This is a genomic window from Brevibacillus brevis, assembly GCF_022026395.1.
Taxonomy (GTDB): Bacteria; Bacillota; Bacilli; order Brevibacillales; family Brevibacillaceae; genus Brevibacillus.
Window position 1 is genome coordinate 393,452 of sequence record NZ_CP041767.1, and the last position, 20,698, is coordinate 414,149.

18 protein-coding genes and 1 riboswitch are annotated in these 20,698 nt (G+C 49.5%); of the genes, 15 read left to right on the forward strand and 3 right to left on the reverse strand.

Annotated elements, in window-relative coordinates; all coding sequences use genetic code 11:
* The first annotated feature begins 54 nt into the window (after positions 1-54).
* From FO446_RS02220 to FO446_RS02235, 4 genes are read left to right on the forward strand one after another with little or no spacing between them, the layout of a single operon-like run.
* Complete coding sequence (locus FO446_RS02220; RefSeq protein WP_221866685.1) at positions 55-1,281, forward strand: quaternary amine ABC transporter ATP-binding protein; 1,227 nt, start codon at positions 55-57, stop codon at positions 1,279-1,281.
* The gene (locus FO446_RS02225; RefSeq protein ID WP_237899835.1) at positions 1,265-2,104 is read left to right on the forward strand and encodes an ABC transporter permease; all 840 of its coding nucleotides are present in this window, start codon (positions 1,265-1,267) and stop codon (positions 2,102-2,104) included. Before FO446_RS02220 ends, FO446_RS02225 begins: the two co-directional genes overlap by 17 nt.
* Positions 2,101-3,036 (forward strand): glycine betaine ABC transporter substrate-binding protein, encoded by a 936-nt coding sequence (locus FO446_RS02230; RefSeq protein ID WP_232774148.1) that lies wholly within the window; start codon positions 2,101-2,103, stop codon positions 3,034-3,036. Before FO446_RS02225 ends, FO446_RS02230 begins: the two co-directional genes overlap by 4 nt.
* A gap of 19 nt (positions 3,037-3,055) precedes the next feature.
* Positions 3,056-3,466, forward strand: a complete 411-nt coding sequence (locus FO446_RS02235; RefSeq protein WP_173611829.1) for a hypothetical protein — start codon at positions 3,056-3,058, stop codon at positions 3,464-3,466.
* Positions 3,467-3,524: 58 nt separating this feature from the next.
* Here the strand turns inward: FO446_RS02235 and FO446_RS02240 are convergent, their stop codons facing one another.
* Positions 3,525-3,893: a Na-translocating system protein MpsC family protein gene (locus FO446_RS02240; protein WP_064202541.1), complete on the reverse strand. Its 369-nt coding sequence runs from the start codon at positions 3,891-3,893 to the stop codon at positions 3,525-3,527.
* A gap of 240 nt (positions 3,894-4,133) precedes the next feature.
* Positions 4,134-4,280: riboswitch (cyclic di-AMP (ydaO/yuaA leader) on the forward strand.
* 696 nt (positions 4,281-4,976) lie between these two features.
* Between FO446_RS02240 and kdpA the strand changes: the two genes are divergently transcribed.
* From kdpA to FO446_RS02290, 10 genes are all read left to right on the forward strand, one after another.
* The gene (gene kdpA / locus FO446_RS02245; RefSeq protein WP_232774149.1) at positions 4,977-6,650 is read left to right on the forward strand and encodes a potassium-transporting ATPase subunit KdpA; all 1,674 of its coding nucleotides are present in this window, start codon (positions 4,977-4,979) and stop codon (positions 6,648-6,650) included.
* 75 nt (positions 6,651-6,725) lie between these two features.
* The gene (kdpB, locus tag FO446_RS02250; RefSeq protein ID WP_173611831.1) at positions 6,726-8,765 is read left to right on the forward strand and encodes a potassium-transporting ATPase subunit KdpB; all 2,040 of its coding nucleotides are present in this window, start codon (positions 6,726-6,728) and stop codon (positions 8,763-8,765) included.
* A 35-nt stretch (positions 8,766-8,800) separates the two neighbouring features.
* Entirely contained in the window at positions 8,801-9,364 is a 564-nt protein-coding gene (gene kdpC, locus FO446_RS02255) for a potassium-transporting ATPase subunit KdpC (protein WP_221866677.1), read from the forward strand.
* A 21-nt stretch (positions 9,365-9,385) separates the two neighbouring features.
* Positions 9,386-11,716, forward strand: coding sequence for a histidine kinase (locus FO446_RS02260; RefSeq protein ID WP_221866676.1), 2,331 nt, complete (start codon positions 9,386-9,388; stop codon positions 11,714-11,716).
* Between the two features lie 12 nt (positions 11,717-11,728).
* Positions 11,729-12,454, forward strand: coding sequence for a hypothetical protein (locus tag FO446_RS02265; protein ID WP_330873251.1), 726 nt, complete (start codon positions 11,729-11,731; stop codon positions 12,452-12,454).
* A 50-nt stretch (positions 12,455-12,504) separates the two neighbouring features.
* A complete protein-coding gene (locus tag FO446_RS02270; RefSeq protein ID WP_269137338.1) occupies positions 12,505-13,359 on the forward strand; it encodes an arginase family protein in 855 nt (284 codons plus the stop codon).
* Positions 13,360-13,882: 523 nt separating this feature from the next.
* Positions 13,883-14,449, forward strand: a complete 567-nt coding sequence (locus FO446_RS02275; RefSeq protein WP_106834885.1) for an RNA polymerase sigma factor — start codon at positions 13,883-13,885, stop codon at positions 14,447-14,449.
* A complete protein-coding gene (locus FO446_RS02280; protein WP_237899839.1) occupies positions 14,430-16,094 on the forward strand; it encodes a DUF4179 domain-containing protein in 1,665 nt (554 codons plus the stop codon). The genes FO446_RS02275 and FO446_RS02280 overlap by 20 nt, the downstream gene beginning before the upstream one ends.
* A gap of 189 nt (positions 16,095-16,283) precedes the next feature.
* Complete coding sequence (locus FO446_RS02285; protein ID WP_173611836.1) at positions 16,284-16,850, forward strand: RNA polymerase sigma factor; 567 nt, start codon at positions 16,284-16,286, stop codon at positions 16,848-16,850.
* Positions 16,831-18,495, forward strand: coding sequence for a DUF4179 domain-containing protein (locus FO446_RS02290; protein WP_237899841.1), 1,665 nt, complete (start codon positions 16,831-16,833; stop codon positions 18,493-18,495). The genes FO446_RS02285 and FO446_RS02290 overlap by 20 nt, the downstream gene beginning before the upstream one ends.
* A 59-nt stretch (positions 18,496-18,554) precedes the next feature.
* Here FO446_RS02290 and FO446_RS02295 read toward each other — a convergent pair whose 3' ends face one another.
* Both FO446_RS02295 and FO446_RS02300 read right to left on the reverse strand, forming a co-directional pair.
* On the reverse strand, positions 18,555-19,184 hold the full coding sequence (locus FO446_RS02295) for an HXXEE domain-containing protein (RefSeq protein WP_173611838.1): 630 nt from the start codon (positions 19,182-19,184) through the stop codon (positions 18,555-18,557).
* Positions 19,185-19,196: 12 nt separating this feature from the next.
* Positions 19,197-19,787: a TetR/AcrR family transcriptional regulator gene (locus FO446_RS02300; protein ID WP_221866672.1), complete on the reverse strand. Its 591-nt coding sequence runs from the start codon at positions 19,785-19,787 to the stop codon at positions 19,197-19,199.
* 199 nt (positions 19,788-19,986) lie between these two features.
* On the opposite strand from FO446_RS02300, the gene ytaF reads away from it, so the two are divergent.
* On the forward strand, positions 19,987-20,664 hold the full coding sequence (gene ytaF, locus FO446_RS02305; RefSeq protein ID WP_173611840.1) for a sporulation membrane protein YtaF: 678 nt from the start codon (positions 19,987-19,989) through the stop codon (positions 20,662-20,664).
* The last annotated feature ends 34 nt before the right edge of the window (positions 20,665-20,698 follow it).

The window sequence follows — 20,698 nt, forward strand, 5'->3', positions numbered from 1 at the left end:
TCGAAACTTCGCGGGCTTTTTACATTTACGAAAAAACGAAGGATGAGGGATATCATGTCCAAAATGAAAGTCCACCAACTCACAAAAGTGTTCGGCAAGCAGCCCGAACTGGCCTTGAAGCTGCTGGCGGAAGGACGGACAAAAGAACAAATTTACAAGCAAACTGGCCAGTCCATCGGTGTCAATCAGGTCAGCTTTGAAGTCGAGGAAGGTGAAATCTTTGTCATTATGGGCCTGTCAGGCAGCGGCAAGTCCACCTTAATCCGACTGTGTAATCGACTGATTGACCCAACGAGCGGAAGCATCGAGATCGATGGGGAAGAGATCGTGGACATGAAGGCAGCAGCTTTGCGTGAGGTGCGGAGGAAGAAGCTCGGGATGGTTTTTCAAAATTTCGCCCTGTTTCCGCAGCGGTCGGTACGAGAAAACGTGGAGTTTGGTTTGGAGATTCAGCAAGTACCGCCAGGACTCCGGCAAGAAAGAGCACGGGAAGCACTTGCGCTCGTTGGATTAACCGAGTGGGAAAATGCGCACCCGGATCAATTGAGCGGAGGGATGCGCCAGCGGGTCGGTCTGGCGCGGGCGTTGGCTAATAATCCAGATATTCTCTTGATGGACGAAGCGTTCAGTGCACTGGACCCACTCATTCGAAAAGATATGCAGGATGAGCTGCTGGAGCTCCAGATGACGATGAAAAAGACGATCCTGTTCATTACACATGACTTGCATGAGGCGTTGCGACTGGGCGATCGGATTGCCTTTATGAAAGACGGGCAGATCATTCAGATCGGCCGCCCGGAAGAAATTATGGCAGACCCAGCGGATGAATTCGTGCGGAAGTTCGTGGAGGATGCCGACCTGTCCAGGGTGCTCGTTGCTGAAAATGTGATGAAACGGGCAGAAGCAATCACGCCTGACAAAGGGGCCCGAGTGGCGCTGCAACTCATGATGGATAATGGCGTGTCCAGCTTGTACGTCGTGGACAAAAAGCGCACACTGCTTGGCTTGATTACGGCGTATGACGTATCACTTGCGATTGGTACGGGAGATTCGCTGGAGGCAATCATGAAAACCGACCTCCCTACCGTTTCGCCTGACGCACGTCTGCACAGCTTGTTCCCGATGATGGCAGACCTGCACGTCCCGATTGCGGTAGTGGGCGACCAGCAGCGATTATTGGGTGTCATCGTAAAAGGAGCGGTGCTAGGCGGGCTGGTAGGCAAAGTCAATGTACAAGAGCATCAGAGAGCAGAGGTGATGAGTGATGGACGTCGTGCCTAAGCTACCGATTGGCAGTTGGATGGAAGGGTTCGTGGAGGTGCTGGGCCACTACAAAGGGGTATTGTTTGATCCGGTGGCTATCGTCATTTCCACGATGGTGACTTACTGTTCTACGGTTTTGGCAGAGATACCTTCGCTGATTCTCATCTTGTTGCTGGGGGCCGCTGCGTGGGTTTTTGCAGGGAGAGCGTCCATGGTCTTTACGGTTGTTGGACTTTCTCTCATCCACAACTTGGGGTACTGGGATGAAACGATGGAGACATTGGGACTCGTCCTCACTGCTACCATGATTTCGATCGTCATCGGGATTCCGGTGGGCATTCTTTGCGCGAGACACGATACGTTTCGCAATCTGGTTACGCCAGTACTGGATTTGATGCAGACGATGCCCGCGTTCGTTTATTTGATTCCCGCGATCTTTTTCTTCGGTTTGGGCGAGGTGCCGGGAGTTATTGCCTCCGTTATTTTTGCTTTGCCGCCAATCGTGCGTCTCACGAACTTAGGCATACGTCAGGTCCCAGCGGAAATGGAGGAAGCGGCGGACGCCTTTGGCGCAACTGGGTGGCAAAAGCTCGTGAAAGTACAACTGCCATACGCGAAATCGACGATCTTGGCGGGAGTCAATCAGTGCATCATGCTCGCCCTGTCGATGGTGGTCATAGCGGCTATGATCGGGGCGAAAGGCTTGGGTGCAGACGTATATCGCGCCGTATCGCAAGTGGATATAGGAAGAGGATTCGAGGCGGGGCTATCCATCGTGATCATCGCTATCGTCTTGGATCGACTTACCCAACATGCAGGAAAAAAGGAGAGAAATACATGATGAACAAAATGATTCCAGCTATATTGGCAGTCATGATGGGAGCGACAGCTTGGCTCGCAGGATGCTCTAGTCAAAACACAAACACACAAATACCGACAGCAACGGTGGTCGGTCCGATTCCTTCTGAGACGTCGGACAACGCGCTAGGAGAAAAGCTCGACTACAAAATCATCGGAATCGACGCAGGAGCAGGCTCGATGGTAAAGACAGAGGAAGTCATGAACCTGTATGGCTTGGATAAATGGCAGCTTGTCGAAGGCTCAGATGCCGCTATGACAGCAGCTTTGATCAAGGCGTACGAAGCGAAGGAACCAATTATCATAACGGGCTGGACGCCGCACTGGATGTTTAAAAAGATGGATTTGAAATACTTGGCGGACCCAAAGAACGGCTTTGGCGGAGCGGAACAAATCCATACCATCGTGCGCAAAGGGCTGAAAGAGGATCAGCCTGCTGCCTATCAATTTCTGGATAAGTTCTGGTGGGAGCCAGCCGATATGGAGTCGGTCATGGTTCAAATGATTGACGGAAAAGATCCGGAAGTGGCCGCTGCGGAATGGATAAAAAACAATGAAGTCAAAGTAGCGAAATGGGTGGAGGGCATACAGCCTGTCCAAAAAGAGAAGCTGACTCTCGCTTATGTAGCATGGGATTCCGAGATTGCCAGCTCGCACGTCGTAGAGCATGTGCTTGAGCAGAAGCTGGGGTATGAAGTCGAGTTGAGTCAGGTGCAGACTGGACCGATGTGGGCAGGTGTGGCCATTGGGGATGTAGATGGGATGGTTGCGGCGTGGCTGCCGTCTACAGATACGAGCTATTTGAAAAAATTCGGTGGGCAAATCGAGGATTTGGGTCCGAATCTCGACGGAACCAAAATCGGACTCGTGGTTCCTTCGTACATGAACATCTCGTCCATTGAGGATCTCCAATAAGGGAAGGGGAGGTGCTGCTATGAAGCATTATCTCGTATTAGGCAAGGGGGAAGCTTTCACTTCTTTTGTCCAGACACTATGCTGTGACAGTTTGCCTGCGTTTTGGGGAAGGAATCCAGGTGCCTTTTCATTGAAAGCGGGGTCTGGAGATAAGACGATTCAGCGTTTTTTGCCCATCTCATTTGACGAGTGCTACCGCGATCAGGAATCCTTGCTGATATACCAATCCGTCTACATCTTTCCCGATGAGTGGGCGGAGGGACGCGACTTCGTTACACTGTTCAAGCAGCTGGGCACCTGCCGGATTTTTGTGATGACGCAGGAGCATCGGAACGCGATGTTATACAAGGCGCTCGGGGCGAATCACGTCATCGTGAGTCAGCCCGGGTATAAAGGCTACGGCTGGTTGGCCGAACAGATGAGTGGCTAAGAGAGAAATAGAAAAGGCTCCGCCTGCAAATGAGGCGGAGCCTTGTTTTCGTGAAAATTTAGCCCAACATTTTTTCGAGGTCCTTGTCCAATACATAAACCTCGATCCGTTCACCCATTTTCGTGCTGATGTCGCTATGACTCGATAGTACCTTGCAGGTTGTCAGCTTTTCTACGATTTCTTCCGATTCTTCACTGTACATTTCACGGAGAACCTCGCGCATTTCTTTGACGATGCGGCGACCTTTATCGTGACTGGACAGATGCTTTTCTTCGACGGTAAGAACACCCTTGAACCTGGCGATGACCATATCACCGACGATGTAGGTCTTGGCTTCCTGCGGACCTCGTCCAATTAGTTCGCGTTGAAATTTTATGAATGCTTCGCTGATTTCAGCTTCCAGCTTTTTTTTGTTAGAGATGGCCAAACGCCATACCTCCCATAATTATCATTGTGCCTAATATTACTCAGCTGTCCAGAGGCTGTCAAACAAATAGGCTGATAATGTGAAAACGCAAGAGAAACGATGAAATATCATGATCGGATGAGGCCTGATAGGTTTAAATCGCTTACACGGATAAAGAATGCAGAAATCGTGTGAAAAAGACAGAAATAGGACATTAACATCCGATTATGCCAGACGTATAATGAGATTCGTAACCAACAATTGCAAATATGGCCAAATCCCGAGGCACTCGGGAACGGAGGACCCAATCAGTAGGGGTTAATCCCACGAATGAATCGTGGGAGGGATGAGATACTCTTTCGCCATCCTACCCGTCAGCTAACTTCGTCGGCTAAAGCGAGGGAGGTCTAAAGACCGCCTATTTGAGGAGGCCTTTTTGTTATCCGTACGGGACGACAAAGGTTGACTCGAAACGTTACGCAGGTCTTTTCGTTTTGCTCAAAAACGGCCAATGACCGTTTTACTCACAAGTAAATAGCTGTTTTCGGAAAAAGGAAACGGGAGACAAAACGCAAAGAAGGCAACTTCAAGTCGGCTGGGCGTTAGGTAGACCAATGAGTACTTTTTCTCCGATACAAAGGATCGTTTTATTTGCCGCGGGATGCGGGCGACTTCGTTCGTCTGTTCATCTTCAGCTCGGTCAAATGCGGCGGTCTTTCGGGGAAATCGTAAGCATTGGTCTATTTTTTTCCCAAATGGCAGGTTTTTTTCAAAAAAGGAAGCCTGTACAGGGGAAGCGAGAGAGACGAGTCGGCCAGACTTCACGGAATAGTTAGTACAACAAAAAAGGAGGGACATGGCATGGACGTGGTTTCCATACTGCTCTTGGCGCTTTCATTCGGTGTATTTTTTGCACTCATCAAATTTTGTGACGCCGTAGTAAGAGAACAGGGAGGGAAAGAGAAATGATCTGGTTGCTTTTGATTATGGCAGGGCTTGCGATGTACCTGTGCCACGCATTGATTTACCCGGAAAAATACTAGGGGTTACCCGGATCATTCGTTTATTTGGAACCATTTTTTAGAGGAAGTAGGAGGAACTGTCGTGGACTTTATACAAATAGCGCTGGTTTTGGTGGTGCTTTTCGTGCTCGCCATACCGATGGGAAAATATTTGGCACGCTCCTTTTCGCTGGAGACGACCCGATTGGACCGTGTTTTTGGCGGGTTGGAAAAAGCGATATACAAGCTGTCTGGCATTCGCGTAGCAGATATGACCTGGAAGCAGTACGCAATGGCTGTTCTGGTCAGCAACATTTCAATGGTGGCGATTGCGTATCTCTTGCTTCGTTTGCAAGGGATGTTACCTGGAAACCCGAGTGGAATTGCGGCGATGGAGCCGTTGCTTTCCTTTAACACAGCCGTCAGCTTTTTGACGAATACGAATCTTCAGCATTACAGCGGGGAGAGCGGATTGTCGTATCTATCGCAGATGCTGGTCATTATTTACCTGATGTTTACGACACCAGCGACAGGGATCGCGGTCGTAATGGCTTTCATGCGCGGGCTGACAGGGCAGCGTAGCATCGGTAACTACTACGTTGACCTGGTGCGTGCTCATACACGGGTGTTGATTCCACTGGCAATTGTTGTGACACTGCTCTTGGTGTCCCAAGGCGTGCCGCAGACGATGGAGCCGACAGCGACAGCAACAACGATTAGCGGAACGGAGCAACAAATCGCTCGCGGTCCCGTTGCTTCACTGGTATCGATTAAGCATTTGGGAACAAACGGGGGAGGATTCTTCGGAGTAAACTCTTCGCATCCGTTTGAAAACCCGACACCGCTAACAAACGTGATCGAAATTTTGTCGATGTTCTTGATCCCGGCGGCACTGCCATTCGCGTTCGGCTTCATGGCGAAGAGCCGCAAGCAAGGCTGGGTTATTTTTGGAGCGATGTTCGTGATGTTCCTGGCGTTTCTGATTACGGCGTATGCCAATGAAGGAAACGGCAACCCGGCGCTGGAACGGGCTGGCCTGTCACAAGAAATGGGCAGCATGGAAGGAAAAGAAGTCCGTTTTGGTATCGCACAAAGCGCCTTGTTCACCGCCGTGACAACAGCGGCAACGACAGGAACTGTGAACAACATGCATGATACATTGACACCACTTGGCGGCTTGGTTCCGCTCGGTGAAATGATGCTCAACTGCGTATTCGGCGGAGATGGCGTCGGAACGATTAACATTTTGATGTATGCGATTTTGGCTGTATTCTTGGCGGGCTTGATGGTAGGGCGTACGCCTGAATTCCTTGGACGCAAGATCGAAGGGAAAGAGATGAAGCTGATCGCCATCGCGATTCTCGTTCATCCCCTGATTATTTTGGCGCCAACCGCTATTGCATTGGCAACTGAAATGGGATCGTCCGCAGTGTCGAACCCAGGCTTCCATGGTATTTCACAAGTGTTGTACGAGTACACTTCTTCGGCAGCCAACAACGGTTCCGGTTTTGAAGGATTGGGCGACAACACGCCATTCTGGAACATTTCTACCGGACTCGTCATGCTGTTCGGTCGATACGTCTCGATCATTACGATGCTGGCGGTAGCAGGCTCCTTGCTCGCAAAAACGCCGGTACCGGAAACGATGGGTACGCTGCGCACAGACAATAGTGTATTCACGGTGATTTTGATTGCGACTGTGGTGATCGTAGGCGCACTGACATTCCTGCCTGTGCTTGCTCTTGGCCCAATCGCCGAGTGGCTCACAATCCGATGATAAGGGGAAGTTCAAAAGCTGACTTTTTGAACATTGATTTGAACATGAATACTAGAGGCAAAGGAGTAATTTTCCATGAGTAGAACGCGCACGGTTGCGCTTCCTAAAGATTTGTACCAGCGGGCCTTTGTCGAGTCTTTCAAAAAACTGGACCCGCGTGTGATGATGAAAAATCCAGTCATGTTCGTGGTAGAGATCGGGTTCTTCATTACGCTTCTCTTGACGTTTGTGCCCAATTTGTTTGGGGGAGCTTCGGACCCGTTCTACAACGGTGTCGTCAGCTTTATCCTGTTCGTGACGATTCTGTTCGCCAACTTCGCAGAAGCCTTGGCAGAAGGTCGCGGCAAAGCACAGGCAGAGAGCTTGAAAAAAACGAAGCAGGACACGCAAGCAAAAAAAGTGGGGAAAGATGGTCGCATTCAAGTCGTCAGTTCCACAGAACTGCGAAAAGGCGATCTGGTGATCGTGGAAGCAGGCGAGCTGATTCCATCCGACGGGGAAATCGTCGAGGGTGTCGCCTCTGTGGACGAATCAGCAATTACGGGTGAATCTGCTCCGGTCATTAAAGAAGCAGGTGGCGATTTCAGCTCTGTCACGGGAGGCACACGTGTAGTCAGTGACCGGATCCGTGTCCGTGTGACGACTGATCCCGGCGAATCGTTTTTGGACCGCATGATTTCGTTGGTAGAGGGCGCGAAGAGACAGAAGACTCCGAATGAAATCGCGTTGAATACGCTATTGGTCAGCTTGACGTTGATTTTCCTGATTGTCTGCACGACCTTGCTGCCTATTGCCAACTATGTAAATGCAGCCATTCCGGTTGCGACACTGATTGCTTTGCTCGTTTGCTTGATTCCGACTACGATTGGCGGACTCTTGTCAGCGATTGGGATTGCGGGTATGGACCGGGTCACGCAGTTTAACGTCATCGCTATGTCTGGTAAAGCCGTAGAGGCATCCGGTGACATCAACACCATTATTTTGGATAAAACGGGAACGATCACGCATGGTAACCGGATGGCTGCCGAGTTTGTCACCGTAGGCAACAGCAAAAGCACGGAATTGAACCGAGTAGCTGCACAAAGCTCGGTCCATGACGAAACACCGGAAGGACGCTCTGTTGTAGAGCTGGCGAAAAAACAAGGTCTGGCACCCGCTGAACTGGAATTGCCTGGTTCCGAAGGCGTGGAGTTCCGCGCTGAAACAAGAATGAGCGGGACGAATTTGGCAAGCGGCGTCCTCATCCGCAAAGGGGCCGTCGACGCCATCAAAAAATACGTGGTAGAGCAAGGGGGCAACATCCCTGCTGATTTGGATGAAAAAGCAAACCGGATTGCAACGGCGGGCGGCACGCCATTGGCTGTAGCAGAAGGCAATGCGATTCTCGGGTTGATTTACCTGAAAGATACCGTAAAGCCAGGGATGCGCGAACGCTTTGAAGAGCTGCGCCGCATGGGTATTCGTACGGTCATGTGCACGGGAGATAACCCGCTGACAGCCGCGACGATTGCCCGCGAAGCAGGTGTGGACGATTTCGTAGCGGAAGCCAAGCCGGAAGACAAGATTGCGCTGATCCGCAAAGAACAAGCGGCAGGCAAGCTCGTCGCCATGACGGGTGACGGTACGAATGACGCGCCAGCTCTCGCACAAGCCGATGTCGGTTTGGCGATGAATACGGGTACGGTAGCGGCGAAAGAAGCAGCGAACATGGTCGATTTGGATTCTGACCCGACCAAAATTATCGAGGTCGTTGCGATTGGCAAGCAGCTTTTGATGACGCGCGGTGCATTGACGACGTTCAGTATCGCCAATGACGTAGCGAAATACTTCGCGATCATTCCTGCGATGTTCATGCTGGCGATCCCACAAATGAGTGCGCTCAACATCATGGGTCTGGCTACACCGGAAAGTGCGATTTTGTCCGCGTTGATCTTCAATGCGATTATTATCCCGATCCTGATTCCGTTGGCGATGAAAGGTGTGAAATACACACCGATGAGCGCGACGAAGCTACTCAGCCGCAATCTGGTGATCTATGGCTTGGGGGGAATTATCGTCCCGTTCGTGGGCATCAAGCTGATAGACTTGATTTTGGTAGGATTGAATCTGGTGTAACTCATATTGAAAAAAGAAAGCTCAGGTGAACCGATATGATATGGAAAAATTTGCGTCTCAGCCTCGTTTTGCTGCTGATTTGCGGCGTTGCCTACCCGCTGGCGATGACAGGGGTTGCACAGGTTGTCATGCCCGCACAAGCAAGTGGCAGTCTCATCACCGATGCGAGCGGCAAGGTAGTCGGCTCCGAGCTGATTGGGCAGACCTTCACCGATCCGAAGTACTTCTGGGGACGCATTTCTTCTATTGATAACAATGCGTCAGGCTCTGGCTCGAACAACTACGCGCCATCTAACCCGGCCCTGATCGAACGTACACAAAAAGATATCGCCGCATTTCTGGCAGCGAATCCTGGCGTGAAGCAGGAAGACATCCCGGCTGATTTGTTGACGAACTCCGCTTCCGGTCTGGATCCGCATATCTCGCCAAAAGCTGCTCAGATACAAGTGGAGCGTGTAGCCAAGGTGCGCAATCTCGAACCAGTACAACTACAGGCTCTGATTGAAGCGAATACAGAGGGAAGAAGCTTGGGGGTATTCGGAGAGCCGCGTGTCAATGTAGTCAAGCTGAATATAGCTTTGGATGAATTGGATAAGTAAAGAATGAAGGAGGGCTGCGAGATGGTAGAGCAGTTTCGGCGAAAGTCCCCGGAGGAAATCTTGCAGTCCATCTCCAGAATGCACCGGGGCAGGCTGAAAATCATTCTGGGGGCAGTCAGTGGTTCAGGTAAAACCTATCACCTGCTAATGGAAGGGCAGTCGCTTAAGAAAAAAGGGATTGATGTGGTCGTAGCTGGCTCAGGCGAGGCCACTCATCCCAAGCTGGCGCAAAAGCGGGAGGGCTTGGAGCAAATCCAGCCAATCATCTGGTATTCCCTCGGGGAAGCGAGACATGATCTGGACGTTGCAGCCATTATCGAGCGTGATCCGGAAGTGGTTCTCGTAGACGGTTTGGCTCATCGCAATCGTCCAGATGCCCAGCGTGTAACCCGGCTCGACGATGTTCAGTATTTGTTGAATCACAATATTAGTGTGATTGCGACGGTCAACATTTACGAATTGGCGGGGATGAAAGAAATGGCGGAGCGACTGACGAAGGCAGAAGTGCGTATCGACCAGTGTGTACCTGAGGATACGCTTGCCATGGCTGACGAGGTGAAATTGCTCGACGTCACGCCAGAAGCCATTCTGAAAAGGCTGCAAGAAGATGATCGCAACCCGACTCGAACCAAGCATCCGTTGTTTCGCAGAGACAATCTGCATATGCTGCGAGAACTCGCTCTTCGGTTCGTAGCTACAGGCGTAAACGAGGATTTGGAGGATTATCGAGAGAAGCACGGTATGGTAGGGGCTTCCGGAGCCACAGAGAAGGTGTTGGTTTCTGCCCAGTATCATTGGAACGGGTCGATATTGGTTCGGCGAGGACAACAGGTTGCCAAGCGGCTCGGCGGAGAGCTCTTGGTCGTCTGTTTTCTCCCTTTATCCAAGAAACTGACGAAGGAAGAAGCGACTTTTAAGAGATCCATCGGAAAGCTCGTGGACAAAGTCGGAGGTACCTTTGAAGAGCAGATGCTTGCACATGAAAAGGGCGTAGCAAACGAGCTCGTCGCTTATGCGATGGAGAATAATGTGACCCGAATCGTCATGGGGCAGTCCAAGCGTACGCGCTGGGAAGAGATATGGTATGGCTCCATCGTCCATAAGATTCTTCGGCAAACGAAAAATATTGATATCCTAATCGTAGCGGACCGTTCTGAGCGGGACGGTGAGCGCGTTATGCCGACCAAGCGTGAACAAGCGGTAACGCCCAATCCGTACCGCCGACTCTCTGATGAGGAGATGCAGCAGAAAATCGGGAAAATCAAGCGCGGTACGCTAAAAGTATATGTGGGAGCCGCACCTGGTGTCGGCAAGACGTACACGATGCTCCGAGAAGGCAACGAGCTCGCCGAAAATGGCATCGACGTGGTGATTGGGCTTTTAGAAACGCATGGACGAAAAGAAACCATTGAGCAGGTAGGGGGACTTCCTCTTATCCCGCGCAAGCGTATTCCGTACAAAAACGTGACGTTGGAAGAAATGGATACGGACGAAATCATCCGGCGAAATCCGGAGGTCGTACTGGTGGATGAGCTGGCACATACGAATGTGCCGGGGAGTGCCTATGAGAAGCGATACCACGATGTCGAGAAGATTTTGGCTGCGGGTATTTCCGTCATATCCACGATGAACATTCAGCACCTGGAGAGCTTAAACGACAGCGTCGAACAAATCACGGGAATCCGCGTGCGAGAGACGGTACCAGATCATATTTTGCATCAGGCAGATGAGGTCGAGCTGATCGATATTTCACCCAAAGCACTGCGTCAGCGGATGCGGGAGGGCAATATTTACGCGATGGAAAAGGTAGAGCAGTCGCTGACCAACTTTTTCAAAACAGGGAATTTGATCGCGCTACGGGAGTTGGCCTTGCGTGAAGTGGCGGACGACGTCGACGAACGCTTGGAGGCGTGGGAGCGACGAACGCTTCGCGGGCCTTGGCGGCAGCAGGAAGTCATTTTTGTCTGTGTGAATTTGCGCGCAGACAGTGAACGATTGATTCGCCGAGGATTCCGAATTGCCTATCGGCTGAAGGCGTCCTGGCATGTAGCTTACGTGCAGGATCATTCGTCGCTGACAGAAGAGGAAGAGACGCAGTTGGCGAAGCTGAAGGCACTAACAGAGCGGCTCGGAGGTCGCTTCGAACAATACGAAGCCCCTTCTCGGCGCAAGGTTTTCACCAAGCTGGTTTGGCATATGAACGAAAAAGGAACGACGCAGGTCGTCATCGGGCAGTCGGCGCGGACCCGCTGGAAGGAAATTCTCGAGGGTTCGGTCATTCAGCGATTATTGAGGGAGGTCCGACACATGGATGTGCTGGTCGTGGCCGATCACGCATCCGAAATGATGTGAGGGAGGGTAATGATGGGCACAGAAAAAGAAGGGCAATGGGACCAAAGCGTGGCAGACGCCTATAGCCGTTTGGAGTGCCTGATACTAGAGCCAACTACGGAGGCAGATTTGTTTTCCAGGCTGATACGGGTCTACCTGGAGGAAGAAGAAGTGCGCATACGGCAAAAGCTAAAGCGCAAATCCTCGCAGCGAATCTCTCGCGTCATGCATGAACGGGTGGGTGAGTTTTTGTCTGGGCAGTTGACCGGGCTTTCGTTTCAAGTGATTGACGGTCTCTTGTTTATAAAGAGGCAAGAGCAGCTAGTCGGGGCACTCAAATGCATCCCAGATCTCGGCAGCTACGATACTCCGTCCTGGAATGCAACACTTGCCCGTTTTGCCAAGCAGTATCAGAAGCGGTTCCAGCTGGCGCCAGAGAAGCTGCTGTTCTTTGTCTGCTCGCTCGCCAAAAGCTTGGATGCAGCTCATGCCAAGGCGTTGACCGGAATTGATGTGTGGTGTGGTGCGGCATTAACGACTCCCGCTTATCGGGATGCGCTGCAAACGTATGTCAGCAAATGTGTGGAGGTCATGGACGCTCTCCCGCAGCCTGTGCACCAAGTGTATTTTTTAAGTGCAGATGTCCATCCGAATGCGCTTGCTTGCCAATTGCTGCGCGGGGAAAAAGCATCCATGCCAGATCGTTGGTTGCGACCGTCCGTCGGTGATCTCATCCAATTACTGCAAGCGAAGCTGTGATATACTTTTAGGGATGGTCATACGATGAATTTCCTTGGGAGGGACTTTTTATCAAAGTAAAAGTAGCTGGTATCCCGCATTTCACAGGGGCTTACATTTCGGGCACACAGCTTGCTCCAGATGCATTGCGGAGCGCAGGATTGATCGAGCATTTGCAGCAGCGTGGTCTGAGCGTGCAGGACGTAGGGAATCTGAAGCTTCCGGATGATTTGCCTCGCCACAATATTCCACCAGTTCGTAACTGGCCGGCACCGCGCATGTTCTGGGATTTGCTGCAAAAGGACGCGCAAGAGTGGCTCGATACAGACGACTTTGTCTTGATGCTCGGCGGCGATTGCAGCTTGGTCGTTGCAACAGCACAGGCTCATCAGGCTCAGTATCAGGAAAAAGGGTATTTGCTCGTGCTTGACGGTCATCTCGATGCAGTAGTGCCATCCGCTTCTCGCTGTATTGGGGCGGCAGGGATGGGTTTGTGGTTTTTGCTTCAGGATCGCGGACAATGGATCGAGCCAAGCGGCTGGGATGCAGAGCGAATCCGCCTCATCGGCTGCCAGCAGATGCCTGGAGAGACTTTCGGCGTTGACGTCATGACCTTGGCTCAGCTCACAGAGGGAAGCATCGTGGAACGAGTTTCTCATATGCTCCAATCGATCCCGCCTGATGCCAAAATCCTCGTTCATTTCGACGTAGATATCATGCACAAAGACGCGATGCCAGCGGCCTATTCCCCAAGCGAGACAGGATTGTCGCTGTCCGAAGCGGAGGCATTACTGGCAACTGTCTTGCGAGATTCGCGCGTGACAAGTATGGAAGTGACGGAATTCTCAAGGGTAAGGGATACCACTGGCGAGTATGCGCAGAGGCTGGTAGAGTTGCTCGCCCGGGCACTAGCTGCACGTGTTTAAAGTACTCCCATTCGAAAAAGAATAGATTTGTTAGCAAGTGAGCTCGGCAGTCCTGATTTGTTCAGGCTGTCGAGCTCTTTTTTGGGCGATCTTCCTAAGTTTTTAAAGGTACCGATTAGCCAAGAAAGCTGGTGAAAAGAAAAAGCACAGGGCTCGCAGACCTTGACAACGCCTACCCAGTCGGAACTTTAAAAAGAGGTCCACGCTTGTCGAACACTTCTTCTCAGAGAAACGTCCGCCCGTAGGGTGGCTTTGGCTCGACGGTCCTCTTTTTAAAGTGGAGACGGACAGTCAATCCCCCACGCTGGCGTGTCAGAGTCGAAGAGACCTGTGCTTTTTCTTCTCCTCCACTATGTTGACTCAAACAAATAGCTTTGAAGCCCTCTTATGACAGGAAAATAAATTTTTTAAAATAAGGAGAAAGGATTTTCCCGCTCATTCGTATTAGTGTTGAATCAACCAAAACGGAAGCTGCGCAGCATTCCCCAAAGGCTGATCGGTGATAGATGGAGGAGTAGTAGAAATGCCGGACGATCGGGAATTGATCGAGCAAATCCTGGCTGGCAATCACCAGCTGTACAGTCAGATTATCGACAGGTACAAGGGCAAGATCGTGACCTACTTGTACAAAATGATCGGCAACATGCCAGACGCACAGGATTTGGCTCAAGACGTGTTTACCAAAACCTTTTACCTATTGAAAGACTATCGGCCTGAGCACAAGTTTTCTTCATGGCTGTATCGAATCGCGAGCAATCATTGTCTCGATGAAATACGAAGACGCAAAAGGACGGAGCAGACCGCAATTGTGGAGGAACAGATCGTTGATCCAGAGACACCAGAGACCGCCCTGTTAAAAAAGGAGCGAGACGCCCAGCTAGAACGAAGTATCATGCTGCTGGATGAGGAGTATCGCGAGGTGTTCGTCCTACATTACTTGAAGCGTCTGTCTTATCGGGAAATCAGCGAGAGACTGTCTCTTACGGAGAGCGCTGTTCAAATGCGCTTGTTCCGTGCTCGTAAAGAGATGAAGAAAAGCCTGACGAAAACAATGGGAGGGGGAGATGTTTATGACATGCTTCATGTTTAATCAATGGAAGCTCTATGCAAATGGCGAGCTCCCCCCTGCCGAAAGCAAAGGACTGGAGCAGCATGCAGTAGAATGCCCACAATGTCAAATCAAGCTGCAAGAGTGGGTAGATCACATGCTGGAAGAGGAATTTTCCACCTATCCGGAAGTTCCTGTACCCGATACCTTTACGGACGAGGTCATGAGTAAACTGTTCGAAGAGGTTCCCGTACGTACGGCACGGAAGCGCTCCTCCCGAACCAGAAGACAAAGGGGCTGGGATATTGTGAAGAAGACAGGACTGGTAGTAGCAGGACTAACGGCTTTGGTCGTGACAGGTACGGTCGTTTCACCGACGTTTGCCAACTATGTGAATAGCTTGTTCCAGATTGAGAAGGATGCGGATAATGGCATGAAAAATGCTGTTGATAAAGGTTTTGTCCAAAAGCTTGAGCAAAAAGTAACCGATCAAGGGATTACTTTCGAAGCAAAAGAGGTGATGGCAGACTCGATGAGAATCGCCGTGATCTATGATGTGTACGACCAGAACGGCAAGCAAATTAAAATTGGTGAAGATGGACACCTACTGAATGCTTATCTGATTGATTCAACAGGGAAAGATTGGTTGGAAGACGATGGACCAACCTTGGGTGGTCACGGAAAGTATTTTATCGTAGAGCAGCCCTTAAACACTATTTTTGAATCCGCCGAAGCTACTCCGAATATGTTGACCTTAAAATTAGAACAGACCGAAATCGCAGGGAAAAAGGGAAAATGGTCAATGGAAATCCCGATCGATATGAAGAAAGCCAAGGAAGCGACCAAAACGGTTACTTTCAAGGACACAGCTTTTCATTCACCACTGGGGATGGAGATCGAACTGGAAAAAATCGAATTTTCTCCGAGTGCGACCCGCCTGATGCTAGAAACTACTCTTGTTAAATCAGCTTATGTAGAAGTTGAAGAGGAGCGAGTAGAAGTAACCCGCGAAGGGGCGCAAGTCAAAACAATGGAAAAAAGGCAGGTTCCCATTTTATCAGGAAACGATATTGCGTACGAAATCACAAACGAAAAAGGGGATGTTGTAGCTGCTCGGGATAAGGCGTCATTGGATGAGGGGATAGCGAAGGAGAAAAACGTGCTCAATATATCTGGAATTATAGGAAAACGACAAAGTGAACATAGCCAGAAGTGGTGGCATTCTTTTGGCCCGATGCAGGGTGAACAAAAGTTAACGCTTCAGCTCCGAAAAATATATGAAATGAAACGCTCTTCTTCCAAAGTCAAAGTCGATCTGGTTCCAGCAGAACTAAACAAGAAAGCAGCGACTTTACAAGATGAAGCAGGCAGTACCTTTACGTTTTCTTCTTTTGCATGGGAACCCGGTAAAGACGAGGAGCTAGGTAAAGCTGTGATGACAGTAGAGGGGATATTAGGAAAAGACGTAGTCCAAACCAACTTTTGGTCTGCAAAGGATGAAAATGGAGATACCCACCAAGCGGACTTGGATGCAGAATACAATAGAGACAAAGACGGACGCGTACACTTCAAAGGCACGTTGGAGATTTCGCGCATGGAGCAACAACCGAAAAGTCTCTCAATATCTTTTGCTGAATATACGGTGGAGCACCACGTGAATTGGGAAGTGCCATTTGAAATCAAATAGATGAAAGACAGACAGGGGAAGAGGTTGACAGAGGCCTCTTCTTTTTTATTTGGATAACTGATTATAGAATTTTTTAAAAGTAGAGAAAGGTTTTTCCAGCAAATCCGTAATAGCTTATGAATCAACCAAAACGGAAGCTGCGCAGCATTCCCCGCTGGCTTGATCTGTGATAGATGGAGGAGTAGCAAAATGCCGGACGATCAGGAACTAATCGAGCAAATCCTGGCTGGCGATCATGAGCAGTACAGACAAATTGTCGACAGATACAAGGGCAAGATGGTCGGTTATTTGTACAGGATGATCGGAAACATGCCAGACGCACAGGATTTGGCTCAAGACGTGTTTATCAAAACCTTTTATCGTTTACACGACTATCGGCCTGAGTACAGGTTTTCGTCGTGGCTGTATCGAATTGCGAGCAATCATTGTTTCGATGAAATGCGAAAACGCAAACGGACAGAGCAGGTAGAAATCGATGAGGAGCAGCTGATTGACCCGGACACGCCTGAAACAACTTTGTTGAAAAAGGAACGGGACGCAGCGCTGGAACGCAGCATTATGCTGCTGGATGAGGAGTATCGCGAGGTATTCGTCCTGTTTTACCTACAGCGACTGTCGTATCGGGAGATCAGCGAGCGACTTTCTCTATCGGAGAGCTCCGTTCAGATGCGATTATTCCGCGCCCGCAAAAAGATGAAGGACAGCCTAGAGAAAACGATGGGAGGGGGAGCTATTTATGAAATGCTTCATGTTTAATCAATTGAAGCTATACGTAAACGATGAGCTGGCCCCTGCCGAGAGCAAAGGATTGGAGCAACATGTGGAAAATTGCCCACAATGCCAGAAGCACCTGCAAGAGTGGGGAGAAGGCATGCAAGAAGTGGATTTTTCCGACATTCCAGAGGCTCCTGTACCCGATACGTTTACAGATGAGGTCATGGATAAGCTGTCTGATGCAGTTCCTCCACGTTCTACGCGAAAGCACTCCTCCCGAACCAGAAGACAAAGGGGTTGGGATATTGTGAAGAAGACAGGATTGGTAGTAGCAGGACTTACGGCGTTGGTGGTGACCGGAACGGTTGTATCACCTACGTTTGCGAATTATGTGAATAGCTTGTTCCAAATGGAAAAAGATGCGGATAGCGGTATGAAAAATGCCGTCAATAAAGGCCTTGTTCAAAAGCTGGAGCAGAAGGCAACCGATCAAGGAATTACTGTCGAGTTAAAAGAGCTGTTGGCTGACTCGATGAGAATCGCAGTCATCTATGATGTGTACGACGAGAGCGGCAAGAAGATTGAAGATCATAATTTGAATGCGAAGCTGATTGATCAGAACGGTAAGGATTGGTTTGAGGATGATGGAGGAGATAATTGGGGAAGTCATGGAGAGTTTTTCATCACAGAGCGATATTTGAATGAAATCTTCAAATCACCTGATACGACTCCTGACAAACTAACCTTACATTTAGAACAGACAGAAATCGCAGGTAAGACAGGGAAATGGTCATTGGAAATTCCGATCGATATGAAGAAAGCCAAGGAAGCGACGAAAACGGTTGTCTTCCAGGATACGGCCTTTCAATCGCCACAAGGTCTAGGGATTGAGCTGAAAAATATCGAATTTTCCCCAAGTGCGACACGGGTCATGCTAGATACTATTTCCCCAAAATCAGCTTATTTGGAGGTTGAACGAACGTCGATCCTGTACGATCGGAAAAATCCGCAAGGCGCCATTATCACAGAAAAAGAGCGTGATTCTGCTTTTTCGGGAGAGAATATGATGTACGAAATCACCAATGAAAAAGGGGAAGTGGTAGCAGCTTGGGATATGAAATCATTGGATGATGGGCTTGATAACAAGGAGAATGTTCTTTTCACACCAAGAACAGAAGAAGAAGCGGAAGAAAGACCAGAAGGCGATGTCTTGAATTGGTGGCATACATTTGGCCCGATACAGGGAGAGCAAAAATTAAAGCTTGAGCTAAAGAAAATTTATGAGAAAAAGCTGGCTTCGCCTAAATTTGATCTGGTTCCAACAGAACTGGAGAAGAAAGCTGCGACTTTCAAGGATGAGACAACAGGCAGTACCTTTACATTCTCTTCTTTTGCATGGAAGCCAGGTAACGGTGAAGATCTAGGTGAGGTCGTAATGACCATAGAGGGTACATTAGGAAAAGGCATAGTTGATAACCACGATTGGTTTGTAAAGGATGAAAATGGGAAGAATTTCGCTGCGTCAGTGAGCACGGAAAGCACCAGAGACAAGGACGGACGGGTACAGATCAAAGGTGAGATCACGATTCCGCGCTTGAAGCAACAACCGAAAAAGCTCACGGTATCCTACGCTACCTATATGGTGGAACACGACGTGAAGTGGGAAGTGCCGATTGAAATCAAATAGTTCAAAGAAAAGGAAGAGGCCGACAGTGGCCTCTTCTTTTTCTTTTCAGGAGCTGGTTTTTATGATTTGTGTACGTAAGGCCCCAACTGTTGACGAGTAAAGGTATAACGGGAATTTTCGTCCTTTAGCCACATATTCCCCTTCACAATGAGAATATACACTGCAACGATGAAGTAGCCCGTCCCAATGATCCAGTCTGACGTCGTTACCATGCCAGTGGAGATAATGTGCCGGATATACCATACCCCGATCGGGATGTGGAAGACGATAACGGCGAACAAGCCCGGATTGTAGAGCGTTTTCGCTTTTAGATTCGCAAAAATTCCATGCCAGATAAACTGGAAGAAGCCCATTAGAATCGGTGCCAAGCCGAGCCAGACGACAGTTGGGAACAACAGGGGAACCAGATAAAAGACATAGGCAATGACCAGGTTGATGATCATCGCAGACTGTGGATTCAGCGGGTATCGTTCTGGATGGCTGCTTTTGAAAATCAAACCATTAAACAGGCCGGCAAAATATCCGGGCCAACGATACTCTTCATACTGATGAACAAGGATGGCGATGAAGCTTAGCCACAACAGCCGCTCGATAACAGGAATGGTACTCCATTGCAGCATGACATGCAGACCAACACCTACTGCCACCAACAACCCGAGGTCAGGCCAATATTTTCGCAAAAAGCCCATTTGTCTCTCCCCCTATTTTTCATGAAAATAGCGTGCGAATAACAAATCAATCTGTTGGTCTACCGAAGCGACCTCGATGCCAGCCCCTGTAGACAATATCGATTTGAGCAAGGCAGGAAGAAATATCGCTCCAAACAACTGCATGATCATCATCATGAGAACCTCATGGTTTTCTTCGTGGGTAATTTCCTTCAAAACTCCCGCAATCTTCACAAACCCGATGCTTTTGAGAAATTGACCGTATTCATATTGAGCGGTAAATACAGCGCCACCAAGTGAGAAGATTCGGGAAACCAGCTCGGGATATTGCTGGATGATCTGCACGTAGCTCATTAAAAACTGCTTGAGTCGTTCTTGGGGAAGCAGTGAGGTGTTATCCAAGATATCAAATGTAGGTGTAAAGCTTCCTAGAAAGGCACTGAGGGCTTCATTGATGAGCCTATCCTTGGAACCGAAATAGTAGTTAACCAAAGCTACGTTTGTACCGGAATCCGCTGCGATTTTCCGCACTGTCACACTCTCGAAGCCTTCCATCTTGATTAAATCAAGTGTCGATTGCAAAATTTTTGCTTTCGTTTCGCTGTTTTTATCTGCCTGTGACATGACCAACCTCCTTTTTATTGAAAGTAAGAGTGTTTTGTCAAACAACGTTTTAAACATTGTTTAATTTAATGGTAACAGTTCCTAAGTGGTATGGCAATATTCGTTTTCAACATTCGTAGTCAAACCTTATTCGTTTCTTGGCACATCAGCGGAGCTTTTCGCGTATACCTAATAGGCAATGGGAAAGAGGTGACCACATATGAGCGGATGGCTCGCACTCCTGCTCGTTTCCCTGGCCATCAGCATGGACAGTGTCAGTGTAGGATTGACGTATGGTTTACGGAACATGAGAATGCCCTTTTTGTCGCTCGTTGTCGTTTCCGGTTGTTCGTTTGCTGTTGTATATGGTGTCATGCTCGTAGGCTCATCCCTCACCGAATGGTTAACACCCGAGATTGGCCAGTATATTGGAGCCGCGGTCTTGATCCTCATGGGTTTGTTTACTCTGTGGCGGCTCATTGCGACACGGTCGGGGACAGAGGATCAGGAGTCTACTGCTGTTGTAGCCGCAGAAAAACAGGAAGAGCAGGAGCCCATCGTATTATTGTCGCAGTTCCGCATTTTTGGTGTCATGATTCAGATTTTAAAAGATCCATCCAAAGCCGATGCTGACCGTTCTGGGCATATTATGGGCTGGGAGGCCGTCATGTTGGGGCTGGCCCTGTCATTGGATGCTTTCGGCGCAGGCATTAGCCTTACGTTTTTGGGATACTCACCACTGCTCGTCGCTCTCTGTATTGCGGTGATGAGTGCCTTGCTTCTTGTGATAGGAATTGCCCTCGGCAGGCGCGCCGGAAAAGCCAGATGGCTGACGCGACTCACCTGGCTGCCGCCGATTTTGTTGATTTGCATTGGTGTAGCCAAAAGTTTGAAATAATCGACAAACTAACGCGGACCCGTCCAGATAAATG

Bases quoted from the DNA above. Each gene is read 5' to 3' on its own strand.
- kdpC (WP_221866677.1), top strand. From the start codon at position 8,801: ATGATATGGAAAAATTTGCGTCTCAGCCTCGTTTTGCTGCTGATTTGC.
- ytaF (WP_173611840.1), top strand. From the start codon at position 19,987: ATGAGCGGATGGCTCGCACTCCTGCTCGTTTCCCTGGCCATCAGCATG.
- FO446_RS02230 (WP_232774148.1), top strand. From the start codon at position 2,101: ATGATGAACAAAATGATTCCAGCTATATTGGCAGTCATGATGGGAGCG.
- FO446_RS02275 (WP_106834885.1), top strand. From the start codon at position 13,883: ATGCCGGACGATCGGGAATTGATCGAGCAAATCCTGGCTGGCAATCAC.
- FO446_RS02235 (WP_173611829.1), top strand. From the start codon at position 3,056: ATGAAGCATTATCTCGTATTAGGCAAGGGGGAAGCTTTCACTTCTTTT.
- FO446_RS02295 (WP_173611838.1), bottom strand. From the start codon at position 19,184: ATGGGCTTTTTGCGAAAATATTGGCCTGACCTCGGGTTGTTGGTGGCA.
- FO446_RS02265 (WP_330873251.1), top strand. From the start codon at position 11,729: ATGGGCACAGAAAAAGAAGGGCAATGGGACCAAAGCGTGGCAGACGCC.
- FO446_RS02225 (WP_237899835.1), top strand. From the start codon at position 1,265: ATGGACGTCGTGCCTAAGCTACCGATTGGCAGTTGGATGGAAGGGTTC.
- FO446_RS02280 (WP_237899839.1), top strand. From the start codon at position 14,430: ATGACATGCTTCATGTTTAATCAATGGAAGCTCTATGCAAATGGCGAG.
- FO446_RS02290 (WP_237899841.1), top strand. From the start codon at position 16,831: ATGAAATGCTTCATGTTTAATCAATTGAAGCTATACGTAAACGATGAG.
- FO446_RS02300 (WP_221866672.1), bottom strand. From the start codon at position 19,787: ATGTCACAGGCAGATAAAAACAGCGAAACGAAAGCAAAAATTTTGCAA.
- FO446_RS02285 (WP_173611836.1), top strand. From the start codon at position 16,284: ATGCCGGACGATCAGGAACTAATCGAGCAAATCCTGGCTGGCGATCAT.
- kdpB (WP_173611831.1), top strand. From the start codon at position 6,726: ATGAGTAGAACGCGCACGGTTGCGCTTCCTAAAGATTTGTACCAGCGG.
- FO446_RS02260 (WP_221866676.1), top strand. From the start codon at position 9,386: ATGGTAGAGCAGTTTCGGCGAAAGTCCCCGGAGGAAATCTTGCAGTCC.
- FO446_RS02220 (WP_221866685.1), top strand. From the start codon at position 55: ATGTCCAAAATGAAAGTCCACCAACTCACAAAAGTGTTCGGCAAGCAG.